This window comes from Bifidobacterium sp. M3-N-101, from assembly GCF_023656805.1.
GTDB lineage: Bacteria > Actinomycetota > Actinomycetes > Actinomycetales > Bifidobacteriaceae > Bifidobacterium > Bifidobacterium breve.
Genome location: NZ_JAMOKQ010000007.1, coordinates 120,341 through 143,088, shown reverse-complemented (window position 1 = coordinate 143,088; position 22,748 = coordinate 120,341). Strand labels below are relative to the sequence as shown.

Here is a 22,748-nt window from a genome sequence, read left to right as displayed (position 1 = left end):
AACTTACGGCGCGGAAAAAGGAGCGGTTGTGTATTATCTGCCGGAACAGTTCAAGAAGCTGGACGAGGCCCATGCCCTCACCGACTCGTTGCAGGACCTCGCCCCGAAGCTGTACGAAACCCTGAACGCGGCAAGGGCCGATCTACTGGATCGCTATCCGTCGGATCTGTTCTGGGACAATCAGAACAATGCGAATATGCCGCGTCTGATCAACCAGCGCTGCGCGAGAATCTGGAACGACGAAAGCTGGGTGCTTTCCGACAAATGCGGATACCTTCACCTAAGAGAAGGCTCGTCCGGTCTGCGCGCGATTCTGCGCCGCGTGGATCCGGTGACGGGCAAGCTGCCTAAGACGAATGCCACCAAAGCGTCCCGCGCATACTACATGCAGGCAACCTGCAAAGGGGCCGGGGCCCTCAAAAGGGTTTCGCAGGACGATCTGTTCGCGCCCGACGGCAAGGTGTCTCCGGATCTGAGCGACACCAAACTGATCCTGGCGTGGCAGGAAACGGATAAGGCCATTTCGGTCACGGCATACCGGCCGTTGGACGTCATGCCGTACGCGTACGCGGGACCGGCCAAGAAATACGATTTCAGTCTGGATCTGCTTGACAAGCCGGTGGAGGTAAAGGACTTCACCCCTATAGAGGACAACGACGACAACCTGCTGCCCAACCTCGTTTTCGACGACGCAAGCGAGAATGAGAACATTGAGATTCGGACGGAACAATAGAATGGGCTTCCCTCATTGCTCCGCCACTGATGGGAGATGAAAGCCATGACGGAATACAACGCTGAAAGAATCGTTCAGGCGCGTCATCTGGAAGGCATGACTCAAAGGGAATTGTCCGAGCGTTCTCACATCTCCCAATCGAAACTCAGCAAGCTGCAGAACGGCTTTATCGTCTTCAAGGAAAACGAAGCCAGAGCGATTGCCGCGGCGCTGGGTTTCCCAATGGCGTATTTCACACGTGAGGATCCCATATTGCCCATGACGGCGGTCACGTACCGCAAGACCAGCAAATCCAGCATGGGAGAGCTGGCTGCCGTCTCGATTGAGTACTCCGAGCTATGTGCCACGGTGTCGCGACTGGCTGGTCTTCTGGGCATGCCTGCCGGCAAACCCGCATGGATCCGGGACATCGCCCCGCACAAGACAGACCTTTCCGGTTCCGAAATCGATTCCATCGCCAATCGGGCGAGGACATGCATGGGACTGGACCCCATCGGCCCGGTCGGAAATCTGACCCGTAGCCTGGAGAGGCAGGGCATCGTGGTGGCTCCGATGAAAACCACAGGCGGAAGCGATGACGGGAAGACAAGGCTGACGAGCGAGGGCATCACATATCCGCAGTATGAGGGAATGCCGTGCATCGGATACTCCGCCGGCAAACGCATCGGCGGCGACCGGCAGCGCTTCACCAAGGCGCATGAGCTGGGACATCTCATACTGCATCGGTTCCGCAGGCCCGATACACCGCAGCAGATGGAGCGTGAGGCGCATCTGTTCGCGGGGGCGTTGCTGCTGTCCGCCGAAGACATGTCGCGCTCCATCCGGAGGAACGCTACGTTAAGCGACTTCCTCAAAGTCAAATCGGGTTGGGGAGTATCAATTGCCGCTTCAATCAGTCGGGCCCGTACGTTGGACATCATCAGCGCCGAACGGTATCGTTCCTTGCAGATCCAATTGTCCAGCCGTGGATGGCGCAAACAGGAACCCGTCAATGTGGGGGAGGAGCATCCGCTGCTGCTCAAGCAGATGATCCAGGCCGTTTTCGGAGTCGGCTCAAGCATCGGCGGAGAGCAGGCGATCAGTTCCTTCGACGCGGCCGGCAAGCTCGCCATCCCGTTCCGCTATCTTGACTGCTGGTCCGACGGCCTGGTTGAAGAGGGCATGGAATTCGGCTTCGTCGAGGACCGAATCGAATCGGTCGCCAGCGACCGTGTCCGTCATGGCATGGAACGGGAGCGCATTCCCGTCGGCTGAGTGCGACAGACCCGCATCGCCCTGGGATGCATAGCATGGTCGGGACGCGCCGCGGGCTTTTCAAAATATGAGGACATGCATAGCATGGTGGATAACAGCAGCCTTCTAAGCCTACTCACAGTGCTCAAACCAGGGGGCTCTTTCCGTATCGGGATGGATCCAGGCTGGCCTTGAAGGCGGGGCGGGCTCCGCCTTCAAGGTTCGCGCGCCCGCATATCGATGGGGGGGAAAACCATGAGCGATTTCAGCGAACGCGACAGGCAACTGCTGGCGATGGTCGGCATGACCGAAATGGAGCGAAGAATGCAAATACTGTAAAAATGGATAATTCCAACGATTTGAGGAGCTTCCGCCACCAAATTGGGCTTCCATTACTGTTCTTTATTTGTTACAATCAATCATTGTAAGGTTCCTTTTGTCTCGCGCCGGTTTTCCAGCAGCAGCGCGTATGGATATGGGTTCTTTGAGGTCGCGTCAACTCCCATTGACGCGACCTCATACTTTCCAAGTACGGATGCTTAGCCTTCAATGAGTTTTTTGAGAGACGCGTAGGAGACGGGATATTCATCGGGTTGGCGCTGGTGCAATGGCGTCAACCTTTTTTATGAAGCTGCCGGCTTCCGGATCCGCGGTCAGAGGATGGCAGTCGGAGCCGTCTGCCTCTCGATTTTCTTGTATGAGCTCTTGGAACGATTGTTCCCATGTTCGTAAGTTGATTCTCAAATTATCGGCACGCTCTTTGGTAATGGTGCCGGCTTGGGTGGCTTCATCGAGGCTGGCTTCCGCAAGTTCGCGTGATTTCCGGTATTCGCTCCAGCAGACTTCGCATTTGTGGCCAGCGAATGCGCAATCTTCAATGGAAAGGTCGACTTGTGAGGGGGAGTCGCGGTACAGCAACATGAGGTCTGTTTCCGGACGGTAGCCCATGCACCTCAGCAGATCGAAGGCTTCCACGGCTTGGAGTCGACGCGAGTTGTGTTCGATGTTGAACAACGTGGTCTTGCTCCAGCTGTGGTCGAGCTTCTTCATGGCTTTCGCGACGTCGTACATGCTTAGGTGCTTGTTCTCGCGAAGCTCTGTGACGTTTGCCCCGACGTTGATGTTGAGTGCGCTTAGTTGCCCGGTTGACGCCGTTTCGGTGGCGGATGGTTCGCTGGTCATGCGGCCTTCCTCCATCCCTCGGAGTGTTTGAGCGTGGATTTCGGTTTGGCGATGGTGGTTCCGGGCCATGCCTTGCGGCTGAGGAACGGGTGGAGTCCGCGCAGGTTGTAGATGCATTTGTCGTTGTCCAACTGCGCGAGCTCGTCGGGCGTGAGCAGTTCGCGTCCGGTGCGCTGGTAGTTGGTGGTGTGGCTGCCGGACACGCCCTTAGAGTCGCTGGTGGTGCGGATGTCTATGGTTTCCTTGCCGAGCAGCTTGCTGAGCCATTCGGTGGTGGACTGCTCGTTGCCGCCGAGGAAGAGCACGCTGTCGCAGTTGCCGACGATGGTCTCCCACGAGTCCTTGTACATGGTCTTCAATTGGGCGATGGTCTGGAGGATGATGCTGACGCTGACCTTGCGCGAGCGGATCGTGGCGACGAGCTTGTCGAAGTTGGGGATGCGTCCCACGTTGGCGAACTCGTCGAGGAAGCAGTGCAGTGGCGTGGCGAGGCATTCGCCGGGGTAGGTGCGGCAGCGGCGGATGATGCTGTCGAAGAGGCATTGGTAGAAGATCGCGGCGAGGAAGTTGAAGGTCGGGTCCTCGTCGGGCAGGGCGAGGAAGATGGCCGTCTTCCCGTTGGGATGCTTGTATCCGCCCTTGTGCTCGTCCTGGTATCCGCCGATCCGGTCGATGCCGAGGTTGTCGTCGGAGAGGATCTCGCGGACCGGTCCGACGGTCAGTGGGGCGAGGCGCACGCCGAGGCTGATGATGATGCCCTTCTTGGTCTCTCCGGCGCCCTGGGTGAAGGGCCGGTACTGGCGGGCGGCGAACTTCAGGCCCTGGGCGAGCCGCCATGCCTCCTGCAGGTCCGGGTCGTCGTGGTTTGCGCCCTCGCGTTCCCATTCGGCGCGGGTCTCGTCGTAGATCTCCGTGGCGGTCCGGGCGACGGCGTCGACCTGGCTTTCCTTGGTCTCGTCCTGTTCGCTGGCTTCGAGCAGGTCGCGCATGTCGGCCACGGCGTTGAGGGTCTGGCCGGAGTCGATGTTCAGGCAGTCCTTGAGGATGTCGTCGGGCAGGTAGTAGACGAACGCGGTGAGCGCGGTCAGGAGGCTGCGTTCGGATTTGGTCCAGAAGTCGTCGGTCTGGTGCTCCTTGGGTGTGGAGCCGTTGGTGTTGTCCATGATGTTGGTGACCAGGCGCATGATCGCCACGTCGGGTTTCGTGGGGTCGATGTAGCGCATGGGGTTGAATTTCGTCTCGCTGGTCAGGTCCACCAGGTCGAGCTGTTTGACCGTGTAGCCCATTTTCTCCAAGTCTCCGCCGGTCTTCGCGTAGAGCTCGCCCTTCGGGTCGGTGCAGGCGTAGTTCATGCTGCCCTTGAGGATGTTGGGGATGACGTGCGTGGCGGTCTTGCCCGAACCGGATCCGCCGATCACGGTGGTGTTGAGGTTTCGGCGCGTGGCCGGGGCGTCGAGGCTGAGGCCCTCGGTGGCCGTCATCTGGAGGTTCTGCCTGGTGTCGCCGTCGGTGTATGGGGCCATCTCCCGGCTGGTGGACCAGCGTGCGGAGCCGTATTCCTCGCCTTCTCGCCAGTTGCGTTGGCTTATGCTCCACCGGTAGAGGTGGAACAGGCCGACTGCACACGCGCCGCCCAGTCCGCATAGGAGGCTGGTCCGGTCGAATCCCAGGGCGGTCGGGTGCTGGAGCATGGTCGTCATGCCGTCCATGATTCGTTCCATGCTTTCACCGGCGGCGATGCCGGCCTGGATGCGTGCGGCCGCGAGGTCGGCGATCCAGAATCCCGCGAGGATGGTCAGTGTCTTGATGGCGATTCCTCTTATTCGTTCCATGGTTGTTCCTTTCTATTGTTTTCTTTCGTCGAGGTTCTCGTTGAGTCGGGTCTTGAACCGCTCGTACAGCGTCTTCCTGCTGGTGATCCGCCCTTCGTCCGGGCCGGCTGCCGGGGGTGGGAGGGGCGTGACGATGGTCATGCCGGCCGGGTCGGCGTCGATGCTGAATGGTCGGCCGTCTGCCATGAGCGTGGACATGAGCCGGCCGACGTGACTGTTGATGTCGATCCATTCGCCGGTACCGGTCTTGTCCGGTCTGATGCCGCTGACGGTGGTCCGTGTCATCGCTTCCCGTCCGGCTCGTCGTGGCTGGGGTCGAACGCGAGGCTCGTGGCCTCGATGTCGATGCCGGATCCTTCGTCGCCCGCGCCGCCTTTGACCATGAGGCGGGATCCCTTGTGCGCGTTGTCGCGGATGTTCGCCGAGTGCTCTGCGCCTCTGGCCCGGATGGTGATCTTCGGCGCGTCGCCGTCGGCGTCGGCCAGTGTTTCGAGCAGCCAGTCGTACTGTCCTCCGTGCGGCTGCGGGTCCCTGATGAGAGTGCCTTCGAACCAGATGACGGGCTCCATGGTGGGATGTTCCTCCGTTGTCATGCGTTCCTCCTGTCGTTTGCATAAGGTGAGGGGCGGCGTGCGAAGCCGCGCGCCGCCCCCTGCGGTGGGTGTGGGACTACAGTCCCAGTCCGTGGCGCCTGGGCGCGGGTTGCTCCCGTGCGGGCGCCTGGTGTTCCGGTTCCGGCTGGTCGCGGTCCAGGGCATGGTCCGGCTCGTGCTCCTTCAGCTGGTCGAGCCGGCTCAGCGTCCAGGTTGACAGTTCGTTGTCGTCCGATGCGCGCTCGAGGATCTCCTCGCGGTTGTCCCAGACGATCTGGTCGGCCTGCTGCTGGGTGACGCCCGTCCAGTCGCCCTGCTGCTGGGTGACGCCCGTCCAGTCGCCCTGCTCGTTGATGAGCATGAGCGGATCTGTCTGCGGGTTCCATCCGCCCATCTTGCGTTTCTCCGCGATGTCCGCGGCGGTGAGGCCGTCGCCGGCGAGCTGGACCGCCTTGTCTGACGGGTAGGTGAGGTATGCGGCGATGTCGTTCTCGGGGTCGTGTGCGTTGACCTCGCCCACGATTCCGTGCAGGATCCCGACCGCGGCCGGGTCGGGGGAATCGTATCGTTCCAGAATGTGTCTCGCGCGCATGCAGGACGCCTTGCGGTGCTGCTCGTAGAGTATGGCCGGGTCCTCCTCGACCTTCGTCACGACGTATCCGGCGTCCTCCCTCGCCTTCATCGCCTGGTCGCGGTCGAAGGCGGTGCTCAGGTATGCGATGTGCCTGTCGGGGTCCCCGGGTTTCCGCCACCGGTAGGCGTATTCCTCCGGCGGCTGGTTCGCGGCCAGATGGCTCGTCCCGGCTGCGCGGGCCGTGTGTAGGCCGCCCGCGCGTTCCCAGCCCTCCACCGCCTTGGCGAGTGTTTTCTCGGCGGCTGGGTCGGCCGGGTCGATGACGGTGTGTTCGCGGTCGGCCATGTCGTTGTCGTCGTATTGCCATTCCGCCTGTGGCCGGTTGGCGTAGGACACCTCGATCCGGCCGGCCAGACGGTCCGTGTCTTTCCATGCGGGGTTGTCGTGGAAGTCGATCTGCACGGCGCGTCCGTCCGTGAGCCTCGCTTCGAGGTAGTGGCCCATGGCGTTGCCGCCCTGGGTGACTTCAGTGACGTCGTGGTCCTGTTCGAGCAGTCGTCTGGCGTTTTCCGTTGTCAATGGCATTCCTGCGCTCCTTTCCTTGGTTTCCTGGTCTCTACTTTCCGTCTCCCGGGGTTCGTCGGGTTTGGACGTCAGCCGTTCGAGTTCTGCCTGTTTTTGCCGGTACTCGTCCTCTTGGGCGAATGGTTCGGCCAGCGTCTCCTGCGCGGCGGCGAGTTCCCTTTCGGCGTCCGCCAGCCGTTCCGTGAGCTTGCCGGGGTCGGTGGCCATGTTCTTGACGATCCGGTCGAGCTGGCTGACGATGCTGGAAGGTCCGGTCAGGTAGGGTCCGGGCATCTCGGTACCGGATTCGTGCTCGTGGACGGCCTTGACGGCCAGGGTGATCCGTCCGGTGGTGGCCGCCCTGCGTGCGATGACGGGCAGTCCGTCGTATTCGGCGATCGTGTCCCCGTCGTGCGCCTGGTGGGCGGCCTGGTGGAGGAGCCTGCATGCGGTCTGCCGGTCGCCGACCGGCCGGCCGTTGATGGTCATGCCCTCCCACTTGCCGTTCATGCGTGCGGTCTGGTGGATGCTCAGGGCCTTGGACGCGAGCGGCTTGTCGTCGGTCTTCTCGCGGATCGCCTGGCGGATCCCCTCGATGCGTGGCTGGAGCTGCTGGTTGATGTCCCTGCGGGTGTCGGCCTTCTGCTGCGCCCATGAGGCGCGCAGGAGCTTCAGCTGGTTGATCTCGTTCTCCAATGTCATGCGGCGTTGGATGTCGGGGTCGCCGGTGGCCAGCGCCTTGATGTTGGCGAGGGTCACCACGTCGGCGTCGAGGTCCACGGCCTCGCGGGCGGGGCTCTTCGAGCTCATGAGCTGGCTGATGAACCGCTGCTTGCGTTCCACGGTCTGGTAGCTGTACGCGTCGAACGTGCCCTTGGTCACGTACCGGTAGTCGCGCACGTGGTCGTACGTGTTGCCCTGGCGCTGGATTCGGCCGAGGCGCTGTTCCAGGTCGGCGGGCCTCCATGGGCAGTCGAGGTCGTGGATCGCGGCGAGGCGTTCCTGCACGTTGGTGCCGGTGCCGAGCTTCTGGGTGCTTCCCATCAGCACGCGGATCTCGCCGGATCTGACTTTGGCGAACAGTTGCTCGCGTCTGGCGGGGTTGTCGCCGGCGTCGTGCACGAACGCTATCTGCTCGGCGGGCACGCCCAATTGGATGAGGCGGTCCTTGAGGTCCTGGTAGGCGTTCCATCCGCCCGACGCGGGCGTGCTCGAGTCGCAGAAGACGAGCTGCGTGCCCAGGCGTGGCGTCTCCTCCTGCCAGATCCGGACGACGTTCTCGGCGCATGCCTGGATCTTGCCGTTCTCCAGGGGGCGGTCGTTCTCGTGGCCTTTGAGGAGCTTGGGGTCGAGGGCGATCTTTCGCCCGTCGCCAGTGATCCGCAGGAGGTTGTCGACCTCCGGCGGCACGTCGCCGTCGCGCACGCGGTCCGCCCTGTCGGACAGTTCCTCCATCTCCTTCTTCTGGCGGTCGGTGATGGGCACGGGGACGGGCACCTGCTCCAGTTCGGGCAGCGGCAGCTGGATGTCGTCGTTGGTGATCATGTCGGTGAACTGCTTCACCGCGTTCATCAGTTCGGGCAGGTTCTGGAAGCGCGCGAACCTTTGCTTGACCTGGAATCCGTTGCCTTCGGGCTTCAGTTCCACGGTGGGTACTACCTGGCCGTAGGCGCCAGCCCATGCGGCGAACGTGTCGAGGCCCTGGGCCTTGAGGGTTCCGGGCGCGAGGTAGCGCTGCATGTTGTACAGCTCGCTCATGGAGTTGGAGACCGGCGTGCCGGTCATGAACGCGATGTTGCCTCCGTGCCTGGCCTCGCGCAGCCATTCGCATTTGTCGAGCAGGTCCTCGCATTTCGCGGCGGACGACAGTTGCATGCCCAGGTCGGCGGATGCGACGGGCACGCCGAGGTTCTTGAAGTGGTGGGCCTCGTCGACGATGAGCATGTCCACGCCAAGAGATTCGAACTCGATGCCCGCCAGTGCCTTGTCGTCGCGCGACTCCTTGCCGTCTCGCAGGCGCTGCATGGCGGTCTCGGCGCTTTTGCGCGCCGCCTCCAGCCGTTTGACGGTGGGGTCCTTGTCGCCTCTGGCCTTGGCGGCGGCCTCGACGGCCTGGGCGAACTCGTCGACGCGGGCGCGCATGTTCCTCAGCCGTCGTTCCTTGCTGACGTGCAGCTGGCTGAACCGGCTCTCCGGCACGATCACCGCATCCCAGTCGCCGGTGGCGACCCGGCCCCAGAAGCGTCTCACCGATTCGGGGTTGCGTTGCGCGTCCTTGTCCATGACGAGGACCCGTCCGGCCGGATAGAGCCTGAGCACGTCGCCGGCCCACTGGTCCACGAGGTGGTTGGGGACCACGAGCATCGGCTTGGACGCCTTGCCGAGACGTTTCGCCTCGTGGGAGAGGGCGACGCCCTCGAACGTCTTGCCGGCTCCGACGACGTGCGCGATGAGGGTCCCCTCGTCGCTGCGCAGGGCGCGGGCCACCGCGTCCTTCTGATGCGGACGCAGGGCGACGCCGTGGGCGATGCCGGGCGTGGTCAGGTAGGATCCGTCGACGTGGCGGGGCCGCATGCCGTTGAATCTGCGGTTGTACAGGGCGGTGAGCCTTTGCGCGCGGTCGGGGTCCTTGAACACCCATTGGTTCCACGCGTCGCGGATCGCGTTGGCCTTCTCGATGGCGGCCATCGTGGCCTTCTGGTCCTTGACCCGTTTGGGCTTGCCGGACGCCGTGGTCTCCGTGGGGGAGTCCTTGGTGACGGTGATCTGCGCGTTGTCCAGGCTGTCGGCGTGGTCGGGCATGGGCGGCACCGGACTGATGGTCCGCTGCGAGAGGCATTTCGCCTTGCCGGCGAACCTTCCCTTTTCGTCGGTCTCCTCCAATGCCATGACGAGATGGCAGCCGGATTCCTCGCCGCTGTAGGCGCGCCGGTTGGCGCGGTCGCACAGTCGGCCGAACTTGCCGGCGAACCGGTCGTATGCCCGGTCGAGCTCGGCGCGCTTGTCCTCCACGAGAGGGTCGTCCACGCGGGCGGGGTCGAGTTCGAGACGTTGGAGCTCGCGCGCCAGGTCGCGCAGGCGGATCATGCCGCGCAGTCGGCGCGCCTCGTCGCCCTGGCCGTGGGCTATCTCGGTGACGGTGGTGCCGTCGCCGTACCAGACCACGCCGCGCTGGTCGACGGAGTATTCGAACGGTGCCACGTGGTCCGGCCGGACCGTGATCTCCGCCCGTCCGTCCGGTTCCGTCCCGCCCAGCGTCAGCGGTCTTCCGTGGGCGATCTGCGTGGTGAGCAGTTCGCGGAGCCGGTCGCCGACCTGTTCCGCGTCGCCCTGGAAGACGACGTCGGAGTCGCCGCCGAACCGTCCGATCACCGGTCTGATGTCGCCCACCGCGTGCGCGGCCATGTCGCCGGCGACCGCCTGGTTGACGTTGACGGTGACGTCCTGGTATCCGGGCACGGCGATCGGCGTGGAGTGGATCCATGCCTCGTCGGGCGTGCGGTCGAGCGTCCGTTCGCGTCTGCGCAGCACGAGCACGTCGGTGACGGCCTCGGTGCCGGCCTGACGGGCGAACGTCGAGGAAGGCAGGCGCACCACGCCGACGAGCTCGGCCTTCCTCGCGAGGTCGGCGCGCATGGTCTCGGAGCGTTTGTCGAGCGTGTACCTGCTGGTCAGCAGCATGGCGACGCCGCCCGGGCGCAGCGCGTCCACCGAGCGTTCGATGAAGTAGTCGTGCAGGGGAAGACGGGACGTGCCGCCGTCCATGGTCCGGTAGTCGAGGCTGATGTCGCCCGAATAGGGCACGTTGCCGATGGCCAGGTCGAATCCCGGGTGGATGGTGCAGTCCGCGAGGTCCGCGTTGAGGATGGTGGCGTCCGGGTTCAGCGCGGCCGCGATGCGCGCGCTGATCGGATCGAGTTCCACGCCGGACACGTGCGCGTGGGCGTCGTCCGGGATGCCGGCCATGAAATTGCCGGTGCCGCACCCGGGCTCCAGCACCTGGATCGGTGTGCTTCCGATGTCGAGCGCGTCCCACATGGCCCTGACCACGGGGCCGGGCGTGTAGTAGGCGGTCAGTGTGGAGGCGCGCGCCTGCGCGTACTCGTCGTCGTCGAGCAGGTCGCGGATCTCGGCGTTCAGCCCGGCCCATTCGGGCTTGTCGGAGAACGCGTCCGCGCATCCGCCCCATCCCGAGTATCCGCGCAGCGCGTCCAGCTGCTCCGCGGAGAGCGGCTCGTCGCCGTTCCCGTCGAGCGCCTTGAGCGTCCGGATCGCGCGGATGTTCGCCTCGGCGCGTTCGCGGGGCGAACGCGCGCGCTGCGCGTCGAGGGATGCTAGAAGCTCTCCACGATCTCGTGGATCGCCATGCTCATCGACTCCGCCTGCGCCTCGTTCATCCCGTTGAGCCGGTCCAGGTCGGTCATCTGGGGTGCCGCCTTCAGGCAGTCCGTCCGGTTGAGCAGGTGCCTGGACTCCATCAGCCGGTCCATGATCTGCGCCTGGCGTTCCCTCGTTCGCTCCTCGATGTCCCGCAGATGCTCCTCGAGCACGTTGGCCATCATCATCTCCCTGAACTGCTGCGGATGGTTGTCCATCAGCCAGTTGATGCGCATGTTCTGGATTCCGTGCAGGCTGCTGCGGGTGAACACCTTGTACGGCAGCGCCCACTTGTTGAACAGTTCCGGATGCGCCGCCCGGCGCTGCTCCATCGCCTTGAGGTTCTTCTCGTAGCGTGCCTTGAGCTGCGGGTCGGTCCATGTCATCTCGTCCATCGTCGTTCCTTTCCTTAGTGTTGTTTTCCATGCCGGAGGATTGTGTGAAACGTTTTACCACAGGTTGCGGCGTGGTTTCGTCGGGCGTGGCGGCGCCGACTCCGAGACTGTTCTCGGCGGCGATCCTCGCATCCCGTCGGCCGAGTCCGCGGAGCCGGTTCTCCCGGTATTCGGCCGCGACGGCGGCTATCGTCTCGTCGTCCGCTCCGCGTGCGCGGAGCCGTTGCACCGCGGTGTGGCCCACCGTTATCTCGTATCCGCGCACCTGTTCCGCCGTCCTGTCGGCCTGCTTCCGCTCCTCCTCGAGAATGCCGAACAGGTCGAGCTGTTCGTATTCGGCCGAGGCGGTCCGTTTCGCGTATAGGCGTCTTCTCGCCATGGTCTGCTCCTTTCTTTCCTATAGGGTTTTCCGCTGTCCGCGGTTCCGGTCGGGGCCGCTGGCGGGCGGGGTGGTGTTGAGTCCGTCGAGGTTCTCCTTGAGCCTGGTCCGGAACCGGTCGAGCGTTGACTTCAGGTCCGCGTGCCGTCGTTCCGGGCCGTCATGGCGCGCCGGTTCCGGCGTTTCGGATTCCGTTTCCTGGTCGGCGGCCGGGGATGGCGATCCGGTCGTGCCGGTGGCTCGTGCCTGTTCCGTCGTCTTGTCCGGTTTCGCGCTCGTGGGGGTGGACGTCCTGCCGGCTTCCGGCGCGGCTTGCCCGACGGCCGGCCGGTCCCGTGTCTCGTCCGTGGATCGCGTTGGATCCTGTGTGCCGGCGAGTTCCTGGATGAGCAGTCTGGCGGCCTGGCGGCGTTGGCGGCTGGTCCACCGGTCCTTGTCCGGTCCGGCGGTCCGGTCGACGAGGCGGCGCGCCCATTTCATTGCGACGGCCGGCTTGTACGCGCCGTCGCGCTGGTATTCGGCGAACCGGCCCTGCATGCGTTCGATCTGGGGCCAGGATTCCTCTACGGTCTTCGAGGCGAGTTCCACCGATGCCGTGTCGAGCGTCTGCTCGGCGTCGCGGCTGCGTTTCTGCGCGGCGGCGATCGCCTGGACGAGCGTCTGCGGGTCGACCTGCATGGTGCGGCGTTCCGTGCCGCGGCCGGTGAACAGTTCGACCGGGGTGCCGGGTCTGAATCTGAGGTTGACGGCCCGTCCCTCGCTCTTCTGCCTCCGGTTCTTCGCGCTCATGAACATGTCGGTGGCCCAGCCGGTCAGGTCCTGTCCGTCGATGGCGGTGCCGCGGGGGAGGCCGACGATCATCTTCGGCCAGTCGCGGCCGTCCTTCGCGTGCAATATATAGGTGTGCGCGAGCCTGTTCGCCACCCATGCGTTCGGCCAGACCTGTTTCGTCGCCGCGTCCGTCCGGGCTGGCGTCTGTGTCGCGGCCGTGGGTTCGGCGGTCCGCTCCGGTTGTTCCTGCTGGGGGAGCGTGGGCGTCGGCGAGACGGGTCGGCCCTGGAGGATCGAGATGGCGGCCCGGTCGATGAACTCGTTCCAGTCCGGTGCGCGGCGTCCGTCGTTCAGGGTCAGCAGCGGCTTCTGCTCCAGTCCCGGTTTGAGCAGTCCGCTGCGCATGACGCGGCCGGTCATGCCCTGGACGACGGGGCCGCCGTCGCGTTCGCGCCAGTACTGGTATTCGTCCCGGTAGACACGGCTTTGGGTGAGCAGTTCGCCGTCGCTCATGGTCTTGGCGGGGAAGGATTCCCTCATGTCCTCGCTGTGGCTGATGCAGGTGACCTGCATGCTCAGGTCGTCGTATTGCAGGTGCTTGAAGCTCATCGCGTCGAACAGTCCCTGCTGGTTTCGATGCCAGGAGAAGACCATGAGGTCGTATCCGTTGTCCTCCAGGAAGAACACGCAGGGGCGTGGCTCGTGCTCGACCGCGTTCTGCATGAGGCTGGCCTGGAGCAGGTTGGGGTCGAGCCGGCCCGCCGCGGACGCGGCCACGGCGAGACTGGCGCTCCATCCCATCGGGAGCGGCCTGCCCGTCGTCGGATCCATCATGCGGTACTCGCCCGGCGTGGTCACGGTGTCCCACCGGTCGGGATGGCGGTGGTTCCACTGTTCGATGCCCGCGAGCATCGCGTCCATCGGGCTTTGCCCGTCCGCCGGTCTGATGGCGAAGGATTCGGTGGCGCGGGTGGTGTCGCCGGCGATTGTGTTCCGGTGAACGATGGTTTCGCCAGGACCGTAGATCATGCCCACCGAGTCCTCGCCGGCCGTCCTCGCCGTGCCGGCCGTCCATATCGTGTCGCCGGACGAGGCCCACATGGTCACGGGCCATGGGGTCGGGTCGTTGGTCCCGTTGATGGTGTCCTGGAAGATCGCGGCGCGTTTCGTCGACTGTTCCTGCTGGTTCATTGTGGTTTCCTTTCAGCGGCCCTTGCGGGGCGTGCGGTCCCTGTTCTGGGTGGGTGGCATGTGATTCTTCTGTTCGGTGAGGTTCTCGTTGAGCCGGGTCTTGAACCGTTCGAGCAGTGCCTTCTTCGACCGGATCGGCTTCGGCTTCTGCTCTTTGCCGTCCGGCTTGGGAGCGTTGGTTCTGTGCTGCGTCTGCTGTTGCGGGTCCTTCGACTGGGTTTCGTCCGGTGTGGGTTCCGGTTGGTTTTCCGGCTCCGTTGCCGGCGTCTCCCGGCTTGGCTCGGCCGTCCGCCCGCGGGTCTGCTCCTGGGTTTGCGCGCCCTGTCCGTAGTCGTCGCGCAGGATGGTGTCGAGCTCGTCGCGCAATGTCGGGTCGGCGGCGGCCTTGCCGATGATCCGGTCCGCGAAGTCGCGGCCGGCCTGCTCGTTCCATGCCGTGTCGCCCATGAGCCTGTCCCATGAGAGTTCGGGGTGGCGGGCAGCGAGGCTGTTCGCGGCCATCTCCATGACCTCCGGATCCACGAAGTCCCATGCGATGCGCTGCGTCGGCATGGGCTTCGCCTCCGGTTCGACGGGCGTATCCCGCGCCGGGGTTTCCGGTTCGCTTCGGGTCTGTTCCGTCGTCCGTTCCTGCTGCTCCGTTTGTTGTTCGACGGTGAAGTCTTCGTCGGCGACGTCCAGGCCCATGTTCCTGAAAGCGCGTTGCACGGCGGCTCGGATGTGGTCCTCGTCCCTGCCGGCGAAGTGCAGGATGAACTGGCCCTGGTCGGTGCGTTCGAGGTGATAGTCGATGCCGGCGGTCTTGAGGCTGCGTTGCACCTCGCGCATGGTCGAGTCGTCGAGTTGCAGCTCGTGCAGGTCGCCGTCCTTCTTCCTCTGCAATCGCTTCTCGGACATCTCGCCGCTGTCGATTTTGTTTTTGACGGTCTCGCCGGCGGCGTGCACGCCGGTCTTGGCGAGCTTCATGCCGGAGCGGAGCAGCGCCATGGCCACGCCTTTGGGAATTCTGAGCATGAGCCTCGCGCCTCCGGTGATGATGGTCTGGACGACGTTCTGGATCTTCTCCTCCGCCTGTTCCTCGATTGGCATTGCGGTTTCCTTTCTGTTTGTTGGATGGTGTTTCCTGGGACGGTTCAGATGGACCGTCCACGCTTGTGCTGCTGCTGCCGTTCGCGCTGTTCGGTCTCCGTCTGCTCGCGGTCGCGGGTCGTGTGGATCTCCCGTTCGATGGCGGACAGCTCGTCCTCGTACCGGTCGCACAGGGCCTCGCGGCGTTCCATCTCGCCGCGCGTCTCGGCCACGAGGTCGGGGTCGCCCTGTTGGATCGCGTCGTGCAATGCGATGACGGCGGACTGGAGTTCGTCGTGCGATTCGCGTACCTTCCCGCGCAGCAGACTGAGTCCCTTGGCGGCGTCGCCGCCCGCGAGGCGGGTCCATCGGATCGCCGCGTTCAGCGCCTTCGCCTCGCCGGCGAGCCGGTCGAGGCGGCGCGCCTGTGCCTGGTACCAGCGCTGCTGTGCGGGGCTCACCCCGTAGCGCAAGGGCAGCCGTTCGGGCGTGGTCTGCGGTTCGAGCCGGCTCGTGGGCTCGCCGAACCACTGGTAGAGGCCGGTCGTCGGGGTCTTGCCGGCGTACCGGTTGGACGGGTCGAGGATGATCTGGTCGCGGTCGCGGGGAAGGAACGCGCGCAGCGTGGAGCCGCCGTCGTCCACGAGACGCTTCGCGTCGAACGTGATCTTCTTCTTCCGGTGGGTGCCGGGCAGCCACACGGTGACCGTCTTCCTGGTCTGTTTGGCGACGAGTCTGCGGTTGAACGTGATGGGGATGACGGGCGTGTGCGCGAGTCCGGCCATGATGTTCGTCATGTCGTACGCCTGGCCGAGTTTCTCGTCGCGGACCTTGAAGCCGGTGTCCTTGAGCGTGTACGTGAGGTGCCGGCCGCGGACCTCGACGCCGACGCCTCGGATGTCGAGCATGTCCCTCCAGTCCTCGAAGTTCTCCGCCGTGGACGAGGTCAGGTCGATCAGCATGCGGAGCCTGTCCTTGACGCCCAGGCCTTTCGCGGACGCGTAGATCTCCTCCATCGACATGCCGTACCGGCGTTCCAACGGCTCCCCGCCCGAGGCCTTCCGCGACGTCGCCTCCGGTTCGTTCGCGCTCCGCATGGGTGCTTCATCGACGCGTTCGGGGTCGCGCGCCGGCGGCGTTTCGGCGTCGCCGGCGGCTGTCGTACCGCCACGCATCTTGCGCGTCTGTTCCTCCACGACGGGGTTGAACACGACGCTCAGTCCCTCGCGGCGGCATATCTCGTCGCTGACCGCCCGCCACTGGTCGATGATGTCCTTGGGCAGCTCGGCCTTCAGATGCTTCCCGTACTGGGAGGCGGCGCACACCATGATGTGGTCGTGCAGGTGGTGCCGGTCGGTGTGCGTGGCGACCACGAACTTGTATTCGCCGCCCGTGATCCTACGCGCGAACTCCACGCCGAGCTCGTGCACCCGCTCGGGCGTCACGGGGTCGTCGGGGCTGAAGCTGAGCTTGATGTGGTAGGCCAGCCGGCTGTTCTTCCGGATGCCTTTCGGCGACCTGCGGTTGTCGTCGAGCATGCCTTCGGCCAGCGCGTCGTGGTCCGTCCTGGTCCGTTCGTAGTTCGAGCTGACCAGTCTTCCGCCATCGGTCTTGGCGGGGTTGATGATGTACGCCATCGCCCCGTTGTCGCCGCCGAGATTCGATTTCACGGGTTTGCCGAGCTTGACCACCGCCATGCTCACGCGTCCTTCCGGGCTTCGCGCCTGTCGGCGAACAGGTCGCCGAGCAGCTGCTCGATGCGGTCGAACGACGCGCGGATCTCCTCCACCTGATCGGGCGTTATGTGCTCGTTCGCGTTGGCCCAGTGGGCTATCTGGTTGACGTTCACGCCGATGCGGTCGATCTCGCGGGCGATCGGCTCGGGGTCCGTCAACGGCCTGATCTCGGTGACGTGGATGCGCCGTTCGGACAGCATCCTGCGTGCGTATGAGCTGAACGAACGGTGTTCCGGAGCGTATCTGGTCAGCTCCTCATACAGCTTCCGCACCCGCTCCCACTCGTCCGGCGTGAACGTGATTCGCTTGCAGATGTTCCGATCTCTGCCTGCTGCCCAGCTCATTCCACACCTCTCTGGGAGGTGCGGAGTTGGGTTTTCTGTGATGCCGTGTGAGCGGTCTGGAGGCTCTGCCGACCATGGGGTACGGGTCTTCCCGGCAAGCCGATTCGCACCGCGAATCGAGTGATTGTAGCTACAATCACGTCGCTTGCTACTCCCATATCAATTTCATTGATTGGGAGTGATTTCGCACGGCATGATTGCGCAATGCCGTGAAGGATGATCGCGTTCACTCCTTGCTCCTTTCGCCCATGGCCTTGAGGGGACGGCCGGTGTCTTACGCCAATCGTCCGTCGTGGAAACGGCGATGGGTTTGGACACTTGGAGCAGGGAAGCGAGAAGGCCCCGCGAAAAAATCGCGGGGCCGGTGGGTCGTTGGTGGCGCGTCATGTCCGTCATGCATACGGGCATGAAAAGGCCCCGGCCGTCTTGATGACGGTCGGGGCGGATGCGCGTGGGCTTCTAGATGATTTGCATGTCGGAGCGGACGCGTTCCGCGGCGATGTCGATGTCGCCGGGCCATGAGGGCACGCCGAACGCGAGGCGCACGCGGTCGAACGTCTGCGGGTCCTTGAGCGGTTTGAACATGCCGCGGTCGATGTATCGGGACATGTCGAAGATTCCGGTCGCGCCGTCGGAGCAGGTGACCTTGAGCTTGTAGCCGGGCATGGGCTCGCATTGGGTCACTTTGATTGAATAGTCGATGGTCATGTCCGTTGCCTCCTTGTCAGCGTAGCGGGTCGATTCTGAATGGGTGCTCGAGGTTGAAGGCCAGCTCCCAGTCGGCTTCCAGCTCTTCGGCATGCAGCAGCACCCATGCCTCGACCAGTTTGCGCTGCTTGCGCGGGAGGTCTCCCTTGAGCAGGTTGCCATCGAAGGTGAAGGACGCTTCGTGGCCTTGGTATCTGGCGTGGATGTGCGGCGGAACATGGTCGTCCGCGTTCATGGTGATGATGATTCCGAAGAACATGCTGATGACCGGCATGTCCGCCTCCTTGTTTTCGTTGTCTTCCATTCTAGGATATTTTTCTTTTGACCGGATGGTCAAGCGAAAGCGCTAGCGGTGGTAGCGGGTTCCGTCATGAGAACGCGTCGAAACCACGGGTTTCGCTGCGCGGGCGTTGACGGGTTCCGCGTGCCGCTATGATCAAGGCGTCAGCCGGCCGGTCAAAAGAAAATCCTCGGGATGCGCGCGGCATTGGTGTCGTGCTCCGTTTCCCGTCGGCGAGACGTGGCCTCCGTGCCACGGCGACGCCCTGTCGGGTCCGGGAACGGTTCCCGGCGCGTGGGGTCCAGAGGACGGTAGTCGTCCTCTGGCCGCCGGAGGCGCCGCCCGCGTCATGCGGGCGGCATCGGTCCCGGGGCGTCCCTTGGCCGGGAACGGCGATGACGTTTTAGTCTTCGACGCTTGTCCAGTAGAGGCCGTCGTCGGGAATGTCGTCGACCTCGTCCCACATGGCTCGCGCCTGTTCGTCCCACCATGCCGCGTCGGCCCAATGCGCGTCGGCCTCGTCGTATCCGACGCTGCCGTTCGCCAGAGTCGCGTACCGGTCGAAGTCGATGCCCGTCGGGCATATGGCCTCCATCTGTTCGGCGGTCGCATAGTGGAGGCTGTCCAGATGGTAGGCCTCCTGTCCGGGTTCCAAGTCGTGTGCGGCGAGGTTGGCCCGCGCCGTCCCGGCGAGCTCGTCGTGTTTGGCCCGGAACCATTCCTCGGCCCTGTTCTTCTCCTTCATGTCCATGTCTCCTTTCATTCCGCACGCTTGAACGGCTCGTCGGTGAACCACCAGTCCCTGATGACGAGCATCCAGTCGTTCCTTTCGAGCAGCGGGTCGAGGTCGTCGGGCGTGATGATGTCGCCCGCGTGGTTGACCCATACTGTTTTCTCGATGCTGCATGGCGGCCATCCACCGTCGCCGCCCCTGACGGCGTAGCAGTGCCATCCGTCGGGGATGTCGCCCGCGTGGAGACGCACGTCGCTCCACATCGCGTCGACGCGTCCCTTCTCTTCGGTCTCGAAGACGGCGTGCTGCAATTCCATCGATTCCATCCGCATGGTTCGCTCCTTCAATGTCCTGCCGGCGTTCCTGTTTTCCTTTCGCCGGACATGGGGCAGCCTCGCGGCCCCGCCGCGCGGTGGAGGACGCGTGGGCCGTGCCCGCTTTGGGATAATCGGGCGAAGCCCTCCCGGAGCGGAGCATGGAACACGCAGTTCCGAAGACGCGGGCGCGGGGCTGCGATGATGAACCATGGCCGGCCGACCGTTCCCTTCCAGGCGTCGACGCCTGGAAATCCCGGAAGGGTCGGCGAAGATAGCGCGCGGCCCAGGGCCGCGCTCCGTTTCCGGCGAAGCCAGGATCACAAGCGTGTGATCCTGGCGGAGCCCGACTGTCCAAACCGGCATGTGTCCAATCGCGCGACCATGGTTCCAGCCGGATCGAAACCGGGAACCGATGAAAACAAGACTGGAAAGGAAACGGACCATGGCATCCGATTACGTGGACGACTTCCTGCGCGACGAACGCGAGTCGTTCAAGCGCAAGGAGACGGCGGCGAAGAAGTTCGACAACCGCCTCGACAATTTCCGCAAAAGCGCGCAGGCGCTGCGCGACGCGGCGAGGCAATTCGAGGAGGCGTTCCCCGGCATGAGCCGGACGATGATCGCGGACAAGCTGGCAATGACCGGAACGGAGAAGAACGTCGCGTTCGATGCGAAGGGCGAGCTCGTCGCCGCGCCGGCCGGAAGAAAAACCGTCTCCGCCGAACCCACCGCCGCGCCGGCGGCCGACGCCGTGACGGATCCGGAGACGACCGGATCCGACGTCCAGGAGGCGGACGACGAGCCCGCCCCGCAGGAGCCCGCCGCCGAACCCGACACCTCGGACGACGGACGGCCCGCATGGGCGTCCGGCAACTACTGATGATCGGACGTGATGCGGGATGCGACTGATCATCGCCGAGAAGCATTCGGTCGGCCAGGCCATCGCCCAGGCGGTCGGCGGGCACATGGAAAAGCATGACGGCTATGTGCAGGTCGGCGACGACCTGGTCACCTGGGCGCAGGGCCACCTCGTCGACCTGGCCGCGCCCGACGAATATAAGGACCACGACTGGGACAGGTGGAGCCTCGACACGCTGCCCATCGACCCGACACCCGACTGGCAATGGAAGGTCAGCCGGGACAAGGGCGCGGACCGCCAGTACAAGGTCGTCGCGGGACTGATGCGCCGCGGCGACGTCGACATGCTTGTCGACGCATGCGATCCCGACCGTGAGGGCGAGGCCATCTTCCGTCGGATCGTGAAGCATGCCGGCGTCTCCAAGCCGATGCGACGCCTGTGGGTCGCGAGCCTGGAGGAGGACGCCATCCGCGACGCCCTCGCGTCCATGAAGGACGAGACGGAATACCAGGGGCTCGCCGATTCGGCGATGATCCGTGCGAAGGCCGACTGGCTGATCGGCATGAACGCGTCGCGCGCCTACAGCCTCGTCTACAACGCTCGGTTCACCGTTGGACGTGTGCAGACGCCCACACTCGCGATGATCGTGGACCGCGACCGGCAAATCGCCGGCCACGTGGCCCGACCGTACTGGAAGGTCGTCGCCCCGATGGGCGGATGGAAACTGGCCGGCGAACGACTGGACAAGCGGGAGGACGCCGAGACGCTGCTGCGGATCGTCAACTCGGACGACTTCGCCTTCTCGATCTTCAAGGCCGAACGCAAGCAGCAGCACGACGCGCCGCCCCGCCTGTACGACCTGACCGGATTGCAGAAGGACATGAGCCGGCTGCACGGCCTGACCGCCGCCCGCACCCTGTCCGCCTTGCAATCCCTGTATGAGAAAAAACTGGCGACGTATCCGCGCACCGACTCGCAGTACATCACGCACGACGACCTGGACACGCTGCGCGGCCTCACCGAAGGCGACCGGCTCGCCGCCGGCTTCATCGAACCGGACGCGAAACCTGAACGGCCACATCTCGAACTGACCGTGAACGACGCGAAGGTGGCCGGCCACACCGCCATCCTTCCCACCATGCAGGCCGACAAGGCGGCGCTCGACGAGCTCGGCGACGACGAACGTCTCGTGCTGACGCGCGTGGTGCGACGCATGTGGGAGGCCGTGGGCGACGACTACGTGCACGACGTGACGAACGTCGTCGCGAACATCGACCCGCATTGGTGCGAGAAACATCCGGACGAAGGCCGACTTCTGCCCGAGGGCGAATGCCGTTTCACCAGCCGTTCCGACCAGCCCGTCTCCCTCGGCTGGCACGCCATCGAGCATGCCGCCCCGCAGGAGGACCATGGCGAGGAGGACGAGGCCGCGGGCAACATCATCCCCGCCAACCTCGCCGCCGGAGTCTCAATCGCCCCCGTTCCACATGGCGGGGCGACTCTGTCCGAGGGAAAGACGAAGCCTCCGAAGCCGTTCACCGAGGCGACTCTGCTCGCCGCGATGGAACACGCGAGCCGCTGGGTGGAGGACAAGGATCTCAAAGCCGCACTGGATGACGACGAATCTCATTCCGGAGGCATCGGCACGCCGGCCACACGCGCCGACGTGATCGAGAAGCTGATCCGCACCGGATACGTGGAACGCAAGGGCAAGCAGCTCCGCTCCACCGAACAGGGCCGATCCCTGATCGACGTGGTCGCCCCGAAGCTCAAGGACGTGGCACTGACCGCAGGCATGGAACGACGCCTCTCGGAGGTCGAACACAGCCAGGCCGCGGCCTCGCAGGTCGAAACGGAGTTCCGCGACCTCGCCGCCCGCATCCCGGCCGACGCGCAGACCGCCGTCCGTCAGGACCACGTGCAGACGAAAACACGGAACGCGGAATCGTTCGGAGACTGCCCACGCTGCGGCAAGCCCGTCGTCAAAACGGGCAAGGTGTTCCAATGCTCCACCAACCGGCGAGAGAAACAACCCGACGGCACATGGAATACCACGGAGGGATGCGGCTGGCGCGCCTGGACGACCATCGCCGGCAAGACCATCACCGACATGACCATGCGCAGGCTGCTCGACGGCCGGAAGGTCAGCCTCAAGGGCTTCACCTCAAGGAAGGGCAGTACGTTCGACGCCGCGCTCCTCATCGACAAGGACAAGGGCATCGCCTTCGACTTCGGCAATAACAACAAGGAAAGGAAAAAGAAATGACGGAGACACAGCAGACCATGACCGACGATAATCCATCGGCATCGGCCGAGTGACGGAACGGGGCACAGCTTCGACCGTGCTCCGGGAAACGCCGGGTCCGCCCTGTAGAAAACCTCGATTATACTAAAGGTATAATCACGGTTCGCGCAGGCGGATCCGGCTTTCTTATATCTAGGAGGGGTCATGGCGGAAGAGGATTGGAGCGAGGCGAAGGCGTGGATGCGCGCGACGCGCGAACGCATCGGCATGACCCAGCACGACGTGGCCGTGCTTGCGAACCTTACCGTGGACATGGTCAAGAAATACGAGTCGGAGAAATACCGGATCCAACCCTCGGAGGGGATGAGAACCATGCTCGAATACTATCTTGCCGAACACAGGCGCGCTGTCGCGGCTATCGTGGAACGGCACAGGGGGGAGAAAAGGGCCGTGCTCTCGTTCTCCCGCGTCTCCGGCCTGCCCGAGGGACTGCCCGACTGGGTCCGGGCCGAGGAGTCCGTGAAGCGCCGTGCCGCCGCCGTTCGCGAGGCCGCCGCGCTGCTTGAGGCGGAGGGTGCGGCCGTCGCCTACACCTACTTGCCTGAAGAAACGAAATAGAAAAGAGAGAAGGAAG

Annotated in this window: 19 protein-coding genes; 5 read left to right on the top strand and 14 right to left on the bottom strand. The window is 64.4% G+C overall.

What is annotated here, in order from left to right:
• The first annotated feature begins 28 nt into the window (after positions 1 to 28).
• Together NBH12_RS07270 and NBH12_RS07265 are read left to right on the top strand one after the other, a co-directional pair.
• Positions 29 to 733 carry a hypothetical protein gene (locus tag NBH12_RS07270; protein ID WP_015713682.1) on the top strand — a complete coding sequence of 235 codons (705 nt, stop codon included), beginning with the start codon at positions 29 to 31 and terminating at the stop codon, positions 731 to 733.
• 36 nt (positions 734 to 769) lie between these two features.
• Positions 770 to 1,987, top strand: a complete 1,218-nt coding sequence (locus tag NBH12_RS07265; RefSeq protein WP_269446235.1) for a helix-turn-helix domain-containing protein — start codon at positions 770 to 772, stop codon at positions 1,985 to 1,987.
• A gap of 564 nt (positions 1,988 to 2,551) precedes the next feature.
• Here NBH12_RS07265 and NBH12_RS07260 read toward each other — a convergent pair.
• The 14 genes from NBH12_RS07260 to NBH12_RS07195 all read right to left on the bottom strand — a co-directional run bounded on the left by NBH12_RS07260 (position 2,552) and on the right by NBH12_RS07195 (position 19,025).
• Positions 2,552 to 3,148, bottom strand: a complete 597-nt coding sequence (locus NBH12_RS07260; protein WP_003831759.1) for a helix-turn-helix domain-containing protein — start codon at positions 3,146 to 3,148, stop codon at positions 2,552 to 2,554.
• On the bottom strand, positions 3,145 to 4,980 hold the full coding sequence (locus NBH12_RS07255) for a VirD4-like conjugal transfer protein, CD1115 family (protein ID WP_003831760.1): 1,836 nt from the start codon (positions 4,978 to 4,980) through the stop codon (positions 3,145 to 3,147). The genes NBH12_RS07260 and NBH12_RS07255 overlap by 4 nt, the downstream gene beginning before the upstream one ends.
• A 12-nt stretch (positions 4,981 to 4,992) precedes the next feature.
• Positions 4,993 to 5,265, bottom strand: coding sequence for a hypothetical protein (locus NBH12_RS07250; RefSeq protein ID WP_015713680.1), 273 nt, complete (start codon positions 5,263 to 5,265; stop codon positions 4,993 to 4,995).
• Positions 5,262 to 5,573 (bottom strand): hypothetical protein, encoded by a 312-nt coding sequence (locus NBH12_RS07245; RefSeq protein ID WP_041473868.1) that lies wholly within the window; start codon positions 5,571 to 5,573, stop codon positions 5,262 to 5,264. The genes NBH12_RS07250 and NBH12_RS07245 overlap by 4 nt, the downstream gene beginning before the upstream one ends.
• A gap of 76 nt (positions 5,574 to 5,649) precedes the next feature.
• Positions 5,650 to 10,749 (bottom strand): helicase-like domain-containing protein, encoded by a 5,100-nt coding sequence (locus tag NBH12_RS07240; RefSeq protein ID WP_250819320.1) that lies wholly within the window; start codon positions 10,747 to 10,749, stop codon positions 5,650 to 5,652.
• 296 nt (positions 10,750 to 11,045) lie between these two features.
• Positions 11,046 to 11,483: a TnpV protein gene (locus NBH12_RS07235; RefSeq protein WP_015713677.1), complete on the bottom strand. Its 438-nt coding sequence runs from the start codon at positions 11,481 to 11,483 to the stop codon at positions 11,046 to 11,048.
• A 397-nt stretch (positions 11,484 to 11,880) separates the two neighbouring features.
• Positions 11,881 to 13,824 carry a hypothetical protein gene (locus NBH12_RS07230; protein ID WP_052790819.1) on the bottom strand — a complete coding sequence of 648 codons (1,944 nt, stop codon included), beginning with the start codon at positions 13,822 to 13,824 and terminating at the stop codon, positions 11,881 to 11,883.
• A gap of 12 nt (positions 13,825 to 13,836) precedes the next feature.
• On the bottom strand, positions 13,837 to 14,913 hold the full coding sequence (locus tag NBH12_RS07225; RefSeq protein ID WP_052790818.1) for a PcfB family protein: 1,077 nt from the start codon (positions 14,911 to 14,913) through the stop codon (positions 13,837 to 13,839).
• A 44-nt stretch (positions 14,914 to 14,957) separates the two neighbouring features.
• Positions 14,958 to 16,589 carry a relaxase/mobilization nuclease domain-containing protein gene (locus NBH12_RS07220; protein ID WP_052790817.1) on the bottom strand — a complete coding sequence of 544 codons (1,632 nt, stop codon included), beginning with the start codon at positions 16,587 to 16,589 and terminating at the stop codon, positions 14,958 to 14,960.
• Between the two features lie 2 nt (positions 16,590 to 16,591).
• Complete coding sequence (locus tag NBH12_RS07215; RefSeq protein WP_042991353.1) at positions 16,592 to 16,972, bottom strand: MobC family plasmid mobilization relaxosome protein; 381 nt, start codon at positions 16,970 to 16,972, stop codon at positions 16,592 to 16,594.
• A 459-nt stretch (positions 16,973 to 17,431) separates the two neighbouring features.
• A complete protein-coding gene (locus NBH12_RS07210) occupies positions 17,432 to 17,680 on the bottom strand; it encodes a DUF2442 domain-containing protein (protein WP_008783351.1) in 249 nt (82 codons plus the stop codon).
• 16 nt (positions 17,681 to 17,696) lie between these two features.
• Positions 17,697 to 17,984 carry a DUF4160 domain-containing protein gene (locus NBH12_RS07205; RefSeq protein ID WP_003830718.1) on the bottom strand — a complete coding sequence of 96 codons (288 nt, stop codon included), beginning with the start codon at positions 17,982 to 17,984 and terminating at the stop codon, positions 17,697 to 17,699.
• A 379-nt stretch (positions 17,985 to 18,363) separates the two neighbouring features.
• Positions 18,364 to 18,705 (bottom strand): hypothetical protein, encoded by a 342-nt coding sequence (locus NBH12_RS07200; RefSeq protein WP_209164187.1) that lies wholly within the window; start codon positions 18,703 to 18,705, stop codon positions 18,364 to 18,366.
• A gap of 14 nt (positions 18,706 to 18,719) precedes the next feature.
• Positions 18,720 to 19,025, bottom strand: coding sequence for an LPD28 domain-containing protein (locus tag NBH12_RS07195; protein ID WP_052790815.1), 306 nt, complete (start codon positions 19,023 to 19,025; stop codon positions 18,720 to 18,722).
• A 427-nt stretch (positions 19,026 to 19,452) separates the two neighbouring features.
• Between NBH12_RS07195 and NBH12_RS07190 the strand changes: the two genes are divergently transcribed.
• The 3 genes from NBH12_RS07190 (at position 19,453) to NBH12_RS07180 (ending at position 22,732) form a co-directional block, all read left to right on the top strand.
• Positions 19,453 to 19,890 carry a hypothetical protein gene (locus NBH12_RS07190; protein WP_052790814.1) on the top strand — a complete coding sequence of 146 codons (438 nt, stop codon included), beginning with the start codon at positions 19,453 to 19,455 and terminating at the stop codon, positions 19,888 to 19,890.
• Positions 19,891 to 19,909: 19 nt separating this feature from the next.
• A complete protein-coding gene (locus NBH12_RS07185) occupies positions 19,910 to 22,135 on the top strand; it encodes a type IA DNA topoisomerase (protein ID WP_052829007.1) in 2,226 nt (741 codons plus the stop codon).
• A gap of 183 nt (positions 22,136 to 22,318) precedes the next feature.
• Entirely contained in the window at positions 22,319 to 22,732 is a 414-nt protein-coding gene (locus NBH12_RS07180; protein ID WP_003831768.1) for a helix-turn-helix domain-containing protein, read from the top strand.
• Positions 22,733 to 22,748 lie beyond the last annotated feature (16 nt).